We start from the raw sequence: 16,342 nt of genomic DNA, 5'->3' as shown, positions 1-16,342 counted from the left end.
TCCGCCTCCCATAGCTCAATATCATTATTTTATCCTAAATTGTCAAAAGCGGCATAACAACAAGCTAAAACAGCCCAATTCCGAAGAATTGAGCTGTTGTACCGTTATATAAACATATTAATGATCATAATAAATGCAATGGCGCTAACGGAAATGATGGTCTCCATAGCCGTCCATGTCAAGAACGTCTCTTTGATGGTCATACCAAAATACTCTTTGATCAGCCAAAAACCAGAGTCATTGACATGAGACAAAATCAGTGAACCCGCTCCTGTTGCTAAAACAAGCAGCTCTCTGCTCACATCCGGCATGGATGCAGCGATTGGGGCTACAATTCCGGCCGCTGTCATCATGGATACTGTAGCAGATCCTGTTGCCACACGAATAACCGCAGCAATCAGCCAGCTAAGTAAAATCGGTGAGATTGGGGAGTGTTTGGCTAAATCAGCAATATAATCCCCAACACCTGAATCGATCAGTACATTATTGAACGCTCCGCCTGCACCAATCACAAGCAGAATGGAAGCGATCGGTCCCAAACAATCGTTACTAAATGACAGCACTCGGTCACGGCTCATCCCTTGTATAAAGCCAAGACTAAAGAAAGAATACACTGTCGCAATCAATAAAGCTGTTATGGGATCTCCAATGTACTTAAACATCTGATACCACATACTATCCTCTGGCAAAATAATGTCCGCCAACGTGGCAAGCAACATAAGAATGACCGGCACCAAAATGGTAAACATCGTATTCGCAAAACCAGGAAGCTTCCGATCAGCATGTCGTTCCGTGAATTGCTTTCTGAGCAGCTCTGGAACTGGTTTATGTATTCGCTTTCCAATCCACTTACCATACAACGGTCCAGCAATAATAGCTGTTGGCAAACCGACGATGATTGAAAAGAAAATCGTTTTCCCCACGTTGGCATGATAGATGCCTACTGCTGCCATTGCAGCTGGATGAGGCGGGACTAACCCATGCACAACAGACAAGCCTGCGATTAATGAAATCCCAATCGTCACAAGCGAAATGCCCGTTTCAATCGCAATGGTAAAGAGTAAAGGAATGAGAAGAACAAATCCGACCTGGAAAAAGACAGGTATCCCCACGATAAAGGCTACAAACATCATCGCCCAATGCACATTCTTCGTCCCAAAACGACTGATGAGTGTTTGAGCGATCCGCTCAGCGCCCCCTGACTCAGCCATCATTTTCCCAAGCATGGTCCCAAGCGCTAGCACAATCGCCAGTAATGATAACGTGTTCCCTAATCCCGTTTTAATCGATTGAATGATTTCCTGTAAATCCATTCCTGTAGCAAAGCCTACTAGCATAGAGGTAATGATCAAACTCACAAACGGATTCAACTTAGCGACTGTAATGAGAATGAGTAAAAGGACAATCGCCGCAATCACAATGAATAAAAGCATGTTCTCCCACCTTTTCCCCGATGTTTAACGATTTTGTTTTAATTGCAACGCACTAATGACATCAAATTCATCCTTCAGTTTGTCATAGAGACGCTCATATAAATAAAATAGCTCTATGTATGTTTCGTTGTTCTCCATATTTGGTTCATGGCGGGCAGAAATACGAATCCATTCCTGCACCTCTTCTATCTCTTCCATATGACCTAAACTATGAAGTGCAAGGACAGCCGCCCCAAGTGCGGAAGCCTCATAGCTTTCTGGAACAAGCACTTCTCTGCCCATCGTATCCGCCAAAATCTGCCGCCATAACGGGGATCTCGCAAATCCACCAGAAGCCCTGACATCCTTCGCTGGACCTGTTAAATCTCTTAGTGCCACACCGATCGAGAAAACACTCATAATGACGCCTTCTAACACGGCTCTAATAAAGTGCTCGCGCTTATGCTGAAGACCGATCCCGAAGAACGTGCCTCTTGCGTTTGGATTCCAATAAGGTGCACGCTCGCCTGTTAAAAATGGAAGAAACAGCAGTCCTTCTGAGCCAGCTGGAACCTTCTCTGCAATATCAATCATCAGATCGTAAGGGTCTACACCTAGACGCTTTGCTACCTCCACCTCGGAAGACCCAAATTCATCCTTGAGCCATCTCAGCATAATTCCGCCGTTATTGGTCGGTCCTCCGACCACCCAATGCTTGTCTGTCAATGCATAGCAAAATGTTCTTGATTGCTCATCTGTAATTGGATGATCTACGACTGTACGTACTGCACCACTTGTCCCAATCGTGACTGCTACCTCACCTTTGCCAATTGCACCAACACCAAGATTCGCTAGGACACCGTCATTTGCACCCACAACAAATGGTGTATCTTCTTCAATGCCCATTCGCAGCGCAATTTCTGGCTGAAGCCCACGCAGCTGATGCGTCGTTGGAACAAGTTCAGACAGCTGATTCACCTGAATTCCTGCAATACGTAGTGCCTTCTCGTCCCATTGAAGCGTTTCCAATCGGAACAGTCCTGTTGCTGATGCGATTGAATAATCGACCACATACTGACCGAAGAAATGATAAAGAACATACTCTTTGATGGAAATGAATTTTGCTGCCTGATTGAAGACGTCAGGTGTCACTTCCTTGATCCATCGTATTTTTGAAAGCGGTGACATTGGATGGATCGGTGTTCCGGTTCTTTTATAAATTTGAAAGCCATCTAAGTCCGTTATGATTCGTTTCGCTTGTTCTGCACTTCTGTTATCAGCCCAAATGATACTGTTTGTTAATGCTTTTCCATTCTCATCCATGACGATTAAGGAATGCATCGCCGTACTAATTCCCACACCTATGAGATTTTTTGCATCAAATGCTGCTTTCGTCAAGGCGCCTCTTACACTCGCAATCACAGCATCTAAAATATGTTCAGGGTTCTGCTCAACCCATGCTGGCTGGGGGTGAATGAGGTCATAAGGAACAGAATGTTTTGATATGACTTTCCCCTGTGGTCCAAATAGAACCGCCTTTGTACTTGTTGTTCCAATATCCAAACCAATTACCGCCTGGTTTCCCTTCATCTGTATCACGCCCAATCATTGATTTGAAATAAAGTGTCGTGGTGCTGGTGTACCTGATAAATCCCATTATAGGAATATTTTTTTCGACATTCAACGATCAAAAAGAAAATAATTTTCATTTAAAACCTTAGAATCGTTACCACAACAGCATTTTTCACTAATAGAAAAATTTATTTTTGAAACCATTACACTCTTTTTTGAGAAATGGTTTCTCTCATTTGCTTTAAGTTTGTTAATGTTTCCTGCTGCCTTAAATGTGCAAGCGCAAAATATAGCACATCAATCACAGTAAGCTGGGCAAGCCTAGCAGACATCGCTTCCGTTCGGAAAGCCGTTTCTTGCGTTGATGTATACAGCGTGACATCTGCAAGCTGACTCAATGGAGAACGCTGATAGCTTGTAATGCCTATGGTTTTCGCTCCTTTTTCCTTGGCTGTTTTCATCGCATCCAGCAAATCCTTATTTCGACCAGAATGAGATATACCAAGCACTGTGCTCTTTTGATCAAGCAGACCTGCCGACATCGCTTGAAAGTGAGAATCTGTATGAACAATACAGTTGATGCCTGTTCTCATAAATTTGTGAAAAGCATCTGTGGCGATGAGGCCAGACCCACCGCTGCCATAAAACTCTAAGCGCTCTGCTTCATGGATTAATTGTACGGCTTTTTCTACATCTTCTGGATTCAACAATTGAAAACTATCCTTTAATGCAGTGATGTTCGCCTGAAATACCTTTTGCATAAAAACGGCAGTATCATCGTCAAGACTCATCTCTTCATCTACATAATCAGGCTTCGTTTGGTCTATTTCCTGGGCAATAGCAATCTTCAAATCTTGATACCCCTCAAATCCAAGCCTTTTACAAAGACGAAAAATCGTTGCCTCTGAGCTCGCTGTCTTTTTGGCAAGCTCGACAATCGACAAATGGATGATGTCGCGGGGCTCACTTGTAATGTGCTCAGCAATTGCTTTCAGTTTTGGCGGCAATCCTCTGCTTGCTGCCCTTATCTTATCCATACTACTTAAACTGACAGAAGCCAATTGACTTCACTCCTTCCTCATTCATGTGAGCGCATACATTTCCTCATGTTCCCATCTTATAAAAAAGAAGCCTGTTTGCACAGACTTCTTTTTTAAGAATTCAAGACTTTGATCATTAAATCAAAAAACCCTTCAGCATCTACATCCATACACACTTGAAGATTGCGATCTTTTCCCCATTGGTGCTGAAAATCACATATCATTTGACCATCGCAGAACTCACTTTTCGTCTCCACTTCTACATGAAAAGCCTGTGTATTCACAAGTTGTTTATCAATTGCAAGACTTACAGCAAGCGGATCATGCATGGCACATGCCCACACCCCATTCCGCTCAAAATAGCGCTGGCGGTAAATGCTTGTGCTCTCTCTGATATAACTGGCTAACGTTTCATTTTGAATGGCATCAATTCTCTCATCCGTTAACAAGACCTGTCTCGTGACATCCAGCCCTACTTGAGTCAGTGAAGGGAAACCAGCCTCCAGCACCAATTTCGTCGCTTCTGGATCTGCATATGTATTAAATTCCGCAACCGGTGTGACATTTCCCTGTCCCTGCACGACACCCCCCATAAAAATGACTTCTTTCACATGATGAATCAGCTCAGGGCATTTTTTTACCGCAAGGGCTAAATTCGTTAACGGCCCTGTCAACACGAGCGTAACCTGCTTCGAATACTTCAGCACTTGGTCAATGATAAAATCAGACGCAAAACCTTCATCTGCGGTCTTCTTAGGCCGGGCGTCCTTTAAAGCGCCGCCAATTCCATCCTCCCCATGCACCCGATGTTCATAATGAGGGGCTCTCAAAAGAGGCGTTACTGCACCTTTGATGACAGGGATTTCCTCTGCCTCAACCAGCTCAAGCACTTTAAACGTATTCAACGTCGCCGCTTCAACAGACACATTCCCGCACACCGTTGTGATCCCCAACATATCAAACCGCTTACTTTTCACTGCAAGCAAAATACCAATCGCATCATCAATTCCAGTGTCTACATCCAAGATCAATTTCTTTTTATTTGCCATGTTTGAAAGCTCTCCCTTGTTTGTAAGTGTTGTTAGGGGAATGATAGCATATTACTTTGGTCATCGTTTTTTAAAGAACATACGGCTAACGGATATTTTTCACTCTTTTTCTCCAATGTCTCTCAGATACTGTTCACGTTCCTCCTTAGTAAAACTTTTAAGGTAATTTTCTTTCACTTCCGGCTCATCTTTATATTCTTCCCAATCTATAAAGCGGTCTGATAATTCAGGGTCATAACTCATTGAACCGATTTTTTTAGCTCTATATTGTAAAGAAGCTGAGAAACCGTACTTTTCCGGTTCATCATTTATATATCCTCTAATTACGATGTAGCCCATTGGATCAATAGTTACCCTCTTCTTAAACGTTATGGTCTTAATAAAGTGATGGATGTCTTCTTTGCGTAAACATTCTTCTATTTTAGGCTTCATTTTTTCTGCGAGCTCTTCTGCTTTTTCTTGATCGCTCTTTTCTTTTACCACATCATTTGTTTTACTTTGCTTATTGTGCTGAGTGATTAACGAAGTCACTGAGACAATGATGATAACGACCAAAACAGATACAAGTTTTAAAGTATTTTTCATACAACGCAACACTCCTTACAATCAAAACTTCTCAATTAATGATAATAAAAAAATAAAACAGGTGGGTAGACACCTGCTTCACTCTTTTTCTCCAATGTCCTTTAGATATTGCTCTCGTTCTTTTTCAGAGAGTCGTTTAAGATAGTTTTCCTTTAATTCTGGTTCATCTTTAAATTTGTCCCAATCTTTAAAACGATATGACAACTCAGGATCATAACTCATTGAACCTATTTTTTTAGCACTATATTGTAAAGAAGCTGAAAATCCGAACTTCTCCGGTTCATTATTTATATAGCCATCGATTATAATATCCCCCATAGGATTGATGGTCACATCTTTTTCAAACGTTATGGTTTTAATAAAGTGATGAATGTCTCTTTTATGTAAATGCTCTTCAACCTTAGGTTTCATCTTCTTTGCAAAATCTTCTGCTTTTTCCTGATCACTTTTCTCTTCCACTACTTCATCTGACAGACTCTTATTAATGTACTCTACAATAAAAACAGTTACTGAAATGATGACGGCCACAATTATAATAGAAAACTTCATTGTATTTCTCATAAAAAGCAAAACTCCTTAATGGATTTTTAATCCATCGACTAATGAAATTGACAAAATAAAAAACAGGTAGGTGATTACCTGCTTTATTATTTTTCTCCAATATCTTTAAGATACTGTTCACGTTCTTTTTCGGAGAGTCTTTTAAGATAGTTTTCCTTTAGTTCAGGTTCATCTTTGAATTTATCCCAGTCTTTAAATCGATAAGATAATTCAGGAGAAAAAGTCATGGTACCTACTTCCTTAGATCGGTATTCTAATGATGCAGAGAAGTCATACTTTTCTGGGTTACCATTAATATACCCTCTAATTATTATATAACCCATTGGATTAACATTTACTCCCTTATCGAACGTAATGGTTTTAATAAAGTTGTGAATATCTATTTTATGTAAACGTTCTTCTACTTTCGGTTTCATTTCTTCTGCGAATTCTTTTGCTTGTTCTAAATCGTTCTTCTCTTTCACGATTGTTTCACCTTCTGATTCATTCAATTTTTTTTCTTTATCTTTTTGAAAAACAAGTGATAATACTAGAATAAAAACGATAGTAATCAAAACAATCAGTACAACCTTAAATGTCTTTTTCACAAAAAATATCCCACCTTTTAAATATTCAACCGATAGGTTTTTATACCTTTTTTTATAGATATTTACCATACAATATCTTATAATATACATGATAATTATTACAGGAGTGTAAATGTTGGCCAAAAAATATGCAATTAATCAACTTAGCGATAAAGAATATAATGAAATATCATCAGCCTCTTATGATATCTTCAACTATGAAAATTCTAAAGATATACACTTGAAAAATGGTAAAATAATGTATGTTGTTGACCACCAAGAAACAAAAAAAGGGCTTAACTCACTAACCCTTGTATCAGAAGAAGATTTCGAGCGCTCCGATGGCGGAAAAGACCTCACCAAAATCAAAAACGCCGTCATCGCCTACCGTGGCTCAGAACCGATTGGGGCAGGCCAATATAAAGATACCATTAAAAAACATGGAAAAAAAGAGTCAGATGATCTTCTTTCTACCATTTTGACAAAGCTGCCTCCTTTTAGCCAGTCAGAGACGTCAAAGGAAGTCACGACGAAGGTGACGACAGGGACAACGACCTATACAAATGAGATTGTACAAGATTGGTTGATTTCAGATACGAAGTATTTGATTAAAAATATCCCCTTTGAACACGGTGCAGAGAATCAAATGGTGCAGGCGGACCGGTATGCGAAAGAGATCCATAAGAAAATGCCGAATGCGAAGATGTATGTGACAGGGCATTCACTTGGCGGGTCAAATGCTTCTTATGTTCTTGTCAAAAATGATTTTATTCAAGGCGGGGTCACCTTTGAGAATCCGAATATTTACCCAAATCTATCGGATGGTCTGCAAGCCAAAGCATTAAAAGATGATTACCGTAGTAGATTAACAGAATATATCAATCTCAATGACGGGCTTTCTCTCTTAAATCGTCATACGACAGAAATCGGTCGTGTGAAAGTGATGTATGATGCCGCTTTACCTGAAGGCGTCGATTACACTGAGGACTCCTCAAAGGCCGTCCAATTTATGAAAAATCTCCTCAATCGGGCAATGAGTGTGAATCCTTCACTTGATGCGAATTTATTTCTTGAAGCCCTCGCCGGCAGCCATGGCTTAGACCGGTATTCCTTTTCGTCAGATGGCTCCGTTCAAACCATTGATGATATGTTGAGAAAAAACCCTTCTCTCACTGCCGCCATGTTACATCAATTGAGCCAATCAAATGTCCATCCGCAAAGTGTGGTAGCGATTTTAATCAAGTCGCATGTTCTCATGAACACAGGGCGTAAATTCTCCACATATGCCGAGCACCATATGCAGCAAATCATTCGTAAAATTGAGAAACTCGATGACAAAGTAGAGCAATCGGTGGAACGCGTTCGTTCAAGATACAAACAAATTGTCGGTTTTGGTTCGTATGACCAGCTGACGGCTTCAGATGTGGATGCTGTGATTCGCCACTTAAAAACAGAGGGTCTTGAAAATGAGTTCTATTCGGTCAAAAAATATGATGCAGCGATTGATCATGCGATGGATATGAAACGGTGGATGGATTCAATATCAGATGATATGAGCCAGCTAGGAAAACAATACCACGATGCAGATACAACCCTTGCCAAGAATATGGGTATTTCTTAAGGAGTACGACAAATGGAATTTTCAAAGAAACAACCAACAGACGCAGATCGTTTTTTGCAGAGAGTGACAGATACGCATACATCTAGCTCCATCTTCTCTCAAGCAAATTTTAACACGGAAGATATGACACCAGCAGAGCTTGCTGCTTTGAAGGCAAAGATCAAAGAAGAACAGAAAACAGCGCTGATTAGAGCCATCCGGCATCAACTTCAAAATGAATTTGCAGAGGATCGTCAAGAAGCCAAAAAAATAGTAGATCTGATTGATGACCTTCTGATTAACGTGTACAAACATCAAAGGAACATCCAAACCCATATGTCAGGTGAAGCCATTGACGCCTTAATCGAAAAAATTGAAAAAAGACTCACATTTTTTGAGCTGAAAGAAGATGTTCAATCAGCCATTGATTCGATCGGCATTTAAATGAACCTTCCATCCGGTGAATCTTTTCCCCGTCTCACTCGTATATACTAAAAGAGTGATTGATTTGAAAGGAGATCTGTTTGTGGGATATATGTTGTTATTTTCGGTTGTGATCGGTCTTGTCCTGACCCTTTTGCTCACACCACTCAGGTTAATCGTTAGAAAGAAAGGGACTGAACAACAGGTGCCGCTTATGTGGATTGCGGGACTGGCACTGCTGTTTATCATCGGGATTTTCGGCTTCTACTACATCACCAATTTAGACCGCAACCCATCATCACTGTGGCTCATTGGACTTGTTGTGACAGCAGCAGGTGCCTTTTTATCAGTGGGATTGGAGCGGAAGATCAAAGGCGTATTATTTCTCATTTTATTGCTGCTCGGTGTTTATATGGCAACCGCTTTTCTATTTAATGCAAATGAGAAATTCGACGTGTCTAAAATGGAGCAAAAAGTCGAAATCAAAGCGTTCGATGAGACAGAAACACCTGCGAGTGTACCACCGCAATTTGCTCGCAATAAGATGAAGAAATCGTTCGGACAGGTGCCAAACACGAGTTACTACGAGCTTGGCAGCTTGCAAATTCAGAAGGTCAATGGTGAGTATGTGTATATCGCACCCGTCGAGTTCTCCGATTTCTTTAAATGGATTCGTTCTGGTAGCACACCGGGTTACTTTACACTAAGTGCGACCGACTCATCTGCCAATCCAAAGTTTGTGAAAACCGAGATGGTCTATACGCCTTCTTCCTATTTCAATAAGGAAATTGAGCGGCATATCCGTCTTCAGTACCCAGATTTGATTTTCTATGGAGACACGCAGCTCGAGATCAATGATGATGGCAAGCCTTATTACATCCAAACATTTGGAGATTTCATCTCTGCACGAAACGGGTTTAAAGCTTCAGGTGTAGTTGTTGTGGATGCCAAAACGGGTGAAACGAAGAAATATTCCTTAGACAAAGTACCAGCCTTTATTGATGGCGCTGTGTCACCAGAGGCTGTCAGTCTGCAGAATAGTTACTTCGGCAACTATGTACATGGTTTCTGGAACAGCCTCTTTGGAAAATCAGATGTGAAGCTGCCTTCTGATGAGGGGACTGAAGCCAATGTAAGTCCGGTGTTTGATTCAAAAGGGGATATGTATTACTTCACAGATTTCACCAGTCCAAAAGAGGGCGTTGATTCCATGCTCGGGTATGCACTAACAAATGCCCGAACAGGAAAAGCCACGTATTATACGGGTAATCTTGAAGAATCCTACATGGATTCACAGGGAGCTTTGCAAATTATTGAGAAACGATTTATCGAGAAGAAATGGAAGGGCCGCATGCCGATTCTTTATAATTTCTACGGGGAAGCCAGCTGGCTTACACCTGTTCTCGATTCAAACGGATTCCTGCAAAACTACTTTATTGTTTCGGCAGCCAATCCTGAAATCGCCGCATACGCTTCTACACCAAACGAAGCACTAAGAGCCTATAAAACAGCTCTTCAAAAAGGCGGCGGTACCGTCAATAGTTCATCAAAGCAAGAAAAGAAAGAGTCGACAGGCAAAGTGAAGAGGGTGTATAAGGAAAAGACCGGTGATTATACAACCGTCACCTTCTTACTAGACGATGGGAAAAACTACACCATGTCATCTGAAAAAGAGCCTCTTATTATTTATTTAAAAGAAGGGGATCAAGTCACCATGAAGTATACAGATACAGGTGAGATTTTCCTACCAGTCGATGAAATCAACATCAAAGGATTATAAAAAAAAGACGTTTCTCCTACTGCGGAGAAGCGTCTTTTTTCTCTTTTCTCAACAACTCAACAAGCAATTCCTTATTTTTATTCCCACCTGTCATCGGGGATTCGACATAGGAAAATGTCCGTTTAAAGTCCATTCCCCTCACAGAAATGACAGCCAATTCCCCGCCAATGCTGCCCCGCTGGAGGACATATTTAGATAAAACAGATAGCCCCATTCCATGAATGACAGCTTCTTTTATCGCTTGATTGCTGCTAAACGTCACAAAGGTCCGCGCTTTCAGCCCATTTGATTTCAGGACGTGCTGTAAGTATTCTCCTGTCCCAGATCCTTCTTCTCTTGTGATCCATGTTTCATTTTGCAATTGATCAATGGTGACATCCTTTTTCTTTGCAAACGGATGGTCTAATGGGGCAACGATATACAGTTCATCCTCTAGGAACGTTTCTACAGAGAGTTCTTTGTCATTGGTTTGTCCTTCAATCAGTCCGATGTCGACATGGAACAACCGAACATGTCTAGCGATCGCCTCTGTATTATCAATGACTACTTCAATATCAACATGCGGATAGAGCTGATGAAATTGTGCCAAAATTTGCGGCAGCACATACTCCCCAATGGTAAAACTCGCTCCAATCGTGAGCTTCCCTCGTGCCAGATGATGATGCTCATAAATATCCTGCTTCGCCTGTTCATATAAACGAATGATTTGTTTTGATCGATGGTACAGCATATCCCCAGTTGGCGTCACCGTTAATTGCTTTGGCGAACGATTGAGCAGAACCGTCTGAAATTCCTGCTCCAAGTTCTTAATGTGAAGACTGACACTCGGTTGAGAAATCCGTAGCTTCTGAGCTGCTTTTGTAAAGTTTTTCTCTTCTACCACTGTCACAAATGTCTTCAGTGCATCATAATACATCTGTCCCTCTCCTATCAGAAATCTTAATCCTACATCTTCAATACATATATCTTACTAATTCCTTTCCAACTCGTAAAGAACAGCCTAAACCAATCAATTTAATAAAAATATTTACTAATTTTTTTAAAGACTCTATACTGAAAGGAGATATTTTCTATAGGAGGTGCTGACTTGGCAGCTAAAATAAAGGACATTGCGGAAAAAGCCGGATTATCCATCGCCACCGTGTCTCGCGTACTGAACCAAGATCCCAACCTATCGGTTACGGATCAAACACGTGAGAGAGTATACGCGGCAGCAGAAGCTTTGTCCTATCAAAAAAAGACATTCAAACATTCACTAAAAAAAATTGCCTTTCTCTATTGGATGACCGAAAAAGAAGAGCTTGAAGATATTTATTTCAAATCCATTCGTCTAGGCATTGAGGAACTCACCAATACCAGAAGCTTAAATGTTACCGCTTACAACCCATCTGATGGTCTTCAATCGATTGATCCTTCTACAGAAGGCATCATCGCCATCGGTCGATTTAAAAAAACTGAGCTTGATCAATTATATGCGATCACAAAACATATCGTCTTTATTGATACATCACCAGATGAAGACCGCTTTGATTCTGTGAAACCAAACCTGAAACGAATTGTAGAAAAGATTATCGATTCTTTTATCGAAAAACAGCACACATCCATCGGATTTATTGGCGGGACAGATCTTGATCTCAATACAAATAGACGGATTCCAGATATTCGTGAAACGACCTTCCGCCAGTACATGACAGCACACAACAAACTAAATGAACAATTGGTCTATATCGGTCACCACTTCTCTGTAGATGAAGGCTATTCATTGATGATGAAGGCGATCGACGAGCTCGGCGATCACCTGCCAACCGCTTTTTGTGTCGCAAGTGATCCTCTTGCGATAGGCTGTTTACAAGCATTAAATGAACGCGGTTTTTCTTTACCAAATCGAGTGAGTGTCTTTAGTATCAACGATATTCACGTCTCTCAATATGTGTCACCACCGCTCACAACTTATCACATCCATACCTCTTTACTTTGCGAAACAGCTGTCGATTTACTTTTAGAAAGACTTGTTGATGGCAGAACATTACCAAAAACCGTGCTGATTGCCTCAGAACCTGTCTTTCGGAAAAGCACGATATAAACAGCTGGAAGGCCTGCCGTATATGGTGGGCTTCTTTTCTCTTTATTTCAGTAAAAAATTTTACTTAATAAATTTAATAAAATGTGTTTACTTTTTTTACTCAAGTTGATATTCTCACATTAAGAAAGCGTTTTCTTATCATCTGTGAAAAAAGAACGAGAGGGGATTACGAATGAAAAAGGGAAAATGGGCGACATTATCGGCAGTCGTTGGTACTGCTGTGCTGCTGCTGTCAGCATGCGGACCAGGAGATGACAATTCAAGCGGTACACAGCCGGCATCTACAGGTACAAAGACCTTGCTAGTGTGGGAGGATGTCAAAAAGTCTGATGGGATTCAAGACGCCGTCAAAGAATTTGAAAAACAAAACGACGTGAAAGTCAAAGTGGTCGAAAAAGCATATGCCGACCAAATTGAAGCGCTTCGTCTTGATGGCGCAGCCGGCACTGGTCCAGATGTCATCACCATGCCTCACGACCAAATTGGATCAGCTGTCACAGAGGGATTGTTACAAGAAATCAAACCAGATGAAAAAGTGATCAATTCCTTCACAGACGAATCGATTCAATCACAAACGATAGATGGTAAGCTGTATGGCCTGCCAAAATCCGTTGAAACCACTGTGCTTTTCTACAACAAAGACCTTGTCAAAAAGGCACCAACGACACTCGATGGCTGGTATGACCTTTCGAAAAAGCTGACAAAGGACGGGAAATACGGTTTTGTTGCGAAGTGGGATGAAATTTACTACGCAGAAAGTGTATTAGGCGGTTCAGGTGGCTATATTTTCAAACAGAAAAACGATGGTTCTTATGACGTCAATGATATTGGTCTTAATAACGATGGTGCCATCGAAGGCGGAAAATACATTCAGACATTCTTTAGCGAAGGACTTTTCCCGAAAGGCATCATTGGTGAGCAAGGAATCAATGTCCTCAATTCCTTATTCACTGAGAAAAAGGCAGCGGCTGTGATTTCTGGTCCATGGTCATTTGGTCCTTATAAAGAAGCGGGTATCGACTATGGCGTGTCCGAGCTACCAACACTCCCTAACGGAAAACATATGAGCTCGTTCTTAGGTGTAAAGAGCTACAACGTCTCCTCTTATTCTAAAAATAAAGAACTTGCCGAGAAATTTGTTGAGTTTATCACGAACGAAAAAAATTCGAAAAAGCGCTTTGAAGTAACAGAGGAAATTCCACCAGTGAAAAAACTGATGAAAGACCCAGTCATTACTGAAAACGCTAATGCGGATGCTGTTTCAAAGCAAACGAAATATGCCACACTGACACCGAACAATCCAGAGATGGCAGAGGTGTGGAAGCCAATTGACAGCGCATTAGGGCTGATTGCGACTGGCCGTACCGATGTGAAAAAAGCATTTGATGATGCGGTTAAACAAATCGACTCGCAAATTAAAGCGAATCACTCCAAATAAACACCAAGCGCAGGTAGCTGTTCATCTGTCATGCTGCCTGCACTTGATCTAATTTCATATGAAGTAGGTGTTAAACGTGACGGGTAACCTTGAACTAGACCGCACACACATAGTGGAATCAAAGACACACCGGAGACGGGCGCTAATGTTCTCTCTTATACCCGGGATGGGGCAAATATACAACAAACAGTATGGCAAAGGGACACTCTTTTTCCTGTTTGGCGTTTCTTTTCTACTTGTGTTTTATGATTTATTCAATATTGGCTTCTGGGGGCTGTTCACACTTGGTACGATGCTGCCTCGTGACAACTCTGTTTTCCTTTTAGCAAAAGGAATTATTGCACTTTTAACAGCTGGATTTGGCATCGGTTTTTATGTACTCATGATACGTGATGCATTTATGAACGGAAAGAAACGTGATCAAGGGGTTCCGCTTCATTCCATCCGTGCTCAATACCATCAGCTCATCGACCAAGGCTTTCCTTACTTAATGAGCACTCCTGCTTTCTTTTTACTTCTATTCTCTGTTGTCTTTCCTATTATGTTCAGCTTTGCGCTGGCCTTTACAAACTATGATTTATACCACTCGCCTCCTGCCAATCTCATTGATTGGGTAGGCATCAAAAACTTTCAAAATATCTTTTCAATCGATATTTGGAGAGACACATTCATTGATGTACTAGGCTGGACGGTCGTATGGACGTTGGCTGCATCGACCCTTCAATGTGCTGTCGGCATTTTCCTAGCGGTTCTGCTCAATCAAAAAGATTTAAAAGGAAAACGGTTTTTCAGAACGATTTTGATTCTGCCGTGGGCTGTTCCAGGATTTGTGACCATTTTGGTGTTTGCTGGATTGTTTAACGACACGTTTGGTGCGATCAACAATACCCTTTTTGCATCGATTGGAATTGATCCAAAACCATGGCTGACAGATCCATTTTGGAGCAAAATCGCTCTTATTGCGATGCAGACTTGGCTTGGTTTTCCTTTTGTGTTCATTATGACAACTGGCGTTTTGCAGGCCATTCCTGAAGATTTATACGAGGCTGCAACCATTGATGGGGCAAATTTCTTTCAGAAATTCCGTTCCATCACATTACCGCTTGTCCTCTATTCAATTGCACCTATATTAATCACGCAATATACATTTAACTTTAACAACTTTAATATCATCTACTTATTTAATGGCGGAGGACCGCCTGTGGCTGGCTCAACTGCTGGGGGCACAGACATCTTGGTGTCTTGGATTTACAAACTGACGATGCAGTCTTCTCAATATGCACTCGCTGCCGCTGTTACGATCTTACTGTCAATCTTCGTCATTGCCATTGCACTTTGGCAATTTAAGAGAACGAATTCATTTAAAGAGGAGGACATGATGTGATATGGGATCAAAACAAAATAAGCTCATTCGCCTGAGTATTACTTATTTCATCCTTTTCATTGCCTCCGTTTGTATTCTATATCCACTCCTTTGGACGATCGGCGCTTCCTTTAATCCTGGGAACAGCCTGATGAGCACAAGCATGTTTCCGAAGAATCCAACGTTCAGCCACTTTACAGAACTCTTCTTCGGTCAGGGGGCACTTTATGCAAAATGGTATTGGAACTCAATGAAAATCAGTATTGCGACTATGCTCTTAACGTTGATCCTTGTTAGCTTTACAGGTTATGCCTTTTCTAGGTTCCGATTCAAAGGACGCAAGAATGGACTGATGCTCTTTTTGCTGCTGCAAATGATTCCTCAATTTTCAGCACTGATTGCCATATTTGTATTGGCTCAAATGCTTGGACTCATTAACAGCCACCTTGCATTGATTTTGATTTATGCAGGCGGACAAATTCCGATGAATACGTATTTAATGAAAGGCTATCTTGATGCGATTCCAAAGGATCTCGATGAATCAGCCAGAATGGATGGCGCAGGGCATTTCCGGATTTTCATCCAAATTATTATGCCGCTTGCCAAGCCGATTTTAGCCGTTGTTGCCATCAACTCATTTACAGGACCGCTGGGTGATTTCATCATCTCCAGTGTCATTGTCCGCTCACCCGAAATGTATACGCTCCCAATCGGTCTATACAATCTTGTATCAGACAAAATGGGTGCCAGCTACACGACCTTTGCAGCCGGGGCTTTACTCATTGCGATTCCAGTTGCTTTATTGTTTCTTGTTTTACAAAAACAATTTGTATCCGGCCTCACACAAGGCGGGACAAAAGGATAAGGGGA

General features: G+C 41.3%; 15 protein-coding genes. 7 read left to right on the top strand and 8 right to left on the bottom strand.

Annotated elements, in window-relative coordinates; all coding sequences use genetic code 11:
- Nucleotides 1–104 precede the first annotated feature (104 nt).
- From ASG46_RS07540 to ASG46_RS07510, 7 genes are all read right to left on the bottom strand, one after another.
- The gene (locus ASG46_RS07540) at nt 105–1,433 is read right to left on the bottom strand and encodes a GntP family permease (RefSeq protein WP_008347326.1); all 1,329 of its coding nucleotides are present in this window, start codon (nt 1,431–1,433) and stop codon (nt 105–107) included.
- Between the two features lie 24 nt (nt 1,434–1,457).
- Nucleotides 1,458–3,002, bottom strand: coding sequence for a gluconokinase (gene gntK, locus ASG46_RS07535; RefSeq protein WP_056704005.1), 1,545 nt, complete (start codon nt 3,000–3,002; stop codon nt 1,458–1,460).
- A gap of 185 nt (nt 3,003–3,187) precedes the next feature.
- A complete protein-coding gene (locus ASG46_RS07530) occupies nt 3,188–4,021 on the bottom strand; it encodes a MurR/RpiR family transcriptional regulator (protein ID WP_034646848.1) in 834 nt (277 codons plus the stop codon).
- 116 nt (nt 4,022–4,137) lie between these two features.
- Nucleotides 4,138–5,073 carry a nucleoside hydrolase gene (locus ASG46_RS07525; protein ID WP_025208254.1) on the bottom strand — a complete coding sequence of 312 codons (936 nt, stop codon included), beginning with the start codon at nt 5,071–5,073 and terminating at the stop codon, nt 4,138–4,140.
- Between the two features lie 99 nt (nt 5,074–5,172).
- Nucleotides 5,173–5,658, bottom strand: a complete 486-nt coding sequence (locus ASG46_RS07520; protein WP_008347333.1) for a hypothetical protein — start codon at nt 5,656–5,658, stop codon at nt 5,173–5,175.
- A 78-nt stretch (nt 5,659–5,736) separates the two neighbouring features.
- Nucleotides 5,737–6,219: a DUF1433 domain-containing protein gene (locus ASG46_RS07515; protein WP_056704003.1), complete on the bottom strand. Its 483-nt coding sequence runs from the start codon at nt 6,217–6,219 to the stop codon at nt 5,737–5,739.
- 86 nt (nt 6,220–6,305) lie between these two features.
- Nucleotides 6,306–6,806 carry a DUF1433 domain-containing protein gene (locus ASG46_RS07510; RefSeq protein ID WP_041092634.1) on the bottom strand — a complete coding sequence of 167 codons (501 nt, stop codon included), beginning with the start codon at nt 6,804–6,806 and terminating at the stop codon, nt 6,306–6,308.
- 115 nt (nt 6,807–6,921) lie between these two features.
- Between ASG46_RS07510 and ASG46_RS07505 the strand changes: the two genes are divergently transcribed.
- The 3 genes from ASG46_RS07505 to ASG46_RS07495 all read left to right on the top strand — a co-directional run bounded on the left by ASG46_RS07505 (nt 6,922) and on the right by ASG46_RS07495 (nt 10,588).
- Nucleotides 6,922–8,406 carry a lipase family protein gene (locus tag ASG46_RS07505; RefSeq protein ID WP_056704001.1) on the top strand — a complete coding sequence of 495 codons (1,485 nt, stop codon included), beginning with the start codon at nt 6,922–6,924 and terminating at the stop codon, nt 8,404–8,406.
- 12 nt (nt 8,407–8,418) lie between these two features.
- Nucleotides 8,419–8,829: a hypothetical protein gene (locus ASG46_RS07500; RefSeq protein WP_024720438.1), complete on the top strand. Its 411-nt coding sequence runs from the start codon at nt 8,419–8,421 to the stop codon at nt 8,827–8,829.
- A gap of 82 nt (nt 8,830–8,911) precedes the next feature.
- Nucleotides 8,912–10,588: a hypothetical protein gene (locus tag ASG46_RS07495; protein WP_056703996.1), complete on the top strand. Its 1,677-nt coding sequence runs from the start codon at nt 8,912–8,914 to the stop codon at nt 10,586–10,588.
- A gap of 16 nt (nt 10,589–10,604) precedes the next feature.
- Here ASG46_RS07495 and ASG46_RS07490 read toward each other — a convergent pair whose 3' ends face one another.
- Nucleotides 10,605–11,504, bottom strand: coding sequence for a LysR family transcriptional regulator (locus ASG46_RS07490; protein WP_025208260.1), 900 nt, complete (start codon nt 11,502–11,504; stop codon nt 10,605–10,607).
- Nucleotides 11,505–11,675: 171 nt separating this feature from the next.
- On the opposite strand from ASG46_RS07490, the gene ASG46_RS07485 reads away from it, so the two are divergent.
- The 4 genes from ASG46_RS07485 (at nt 11,676) to ASG46_RS07470 (ending at nt 16,337) form a co-directional block, all read left to right on the top strand.
- Entirely contained in the window at nt 11,676–12,671 is a 996-nt protein-coding gene (locus ASG46_RS07485; protein WP_056703993.1) for a LacI family DNA-binding transcriptional regulator, read from the top strand.
- 172 nt (nt 12,672–12,843) lie between these two features.
- On the top strand, nt 12,844–14,109 hold the full coding sequence (locus ASG46_RS07480) for an extracellular solute-binding protein (RefSeq protein ID WP_056703990.1): 1,266 nt from the start codon (nt 12,844–12,846) through the stop codon (nt 14,107–14,109).
- A gap of 145 nt (nt 14,110–14,254) precedes the next feature.
- On the top strand, nt 14,255–15,493 hold the full coding sequence (locus tag ASG46_RS07475) for a carbohydrate ABC transporter permease (RefSeq protein WP_024720443.1): 1,239 nt from the start codon (nt 14,255–14,257) through the stop codon (nt 15,491–15,493).
- Between the two features lies 1 nt (nt 15,494).
- Entirely contained in the window at nt 15,495–16,337 is an 843-nt protein-coding gene (locus ASG46_RS07470; RefSeq protein WP_007497274.1) for a sugar ABC transporter permease, read from the top strand.
- Nucleotides 16,338–16,342 lie beyond the last annotated feature (5 nt).

Origin of the sequence: Bacillus sp. Leaf49, assembly GCF_001426125.1 — a bacterium.
GTDB classification, from domain to species: domain Bacteria; phylum Bacillota; class Bacilli; order Bacillales; family Bacillaceae; genus Bacillus; species Bacillus altitudinis.
This window is presented reverse-complemented; position numbering and strand designations above follow the sequence as displayed.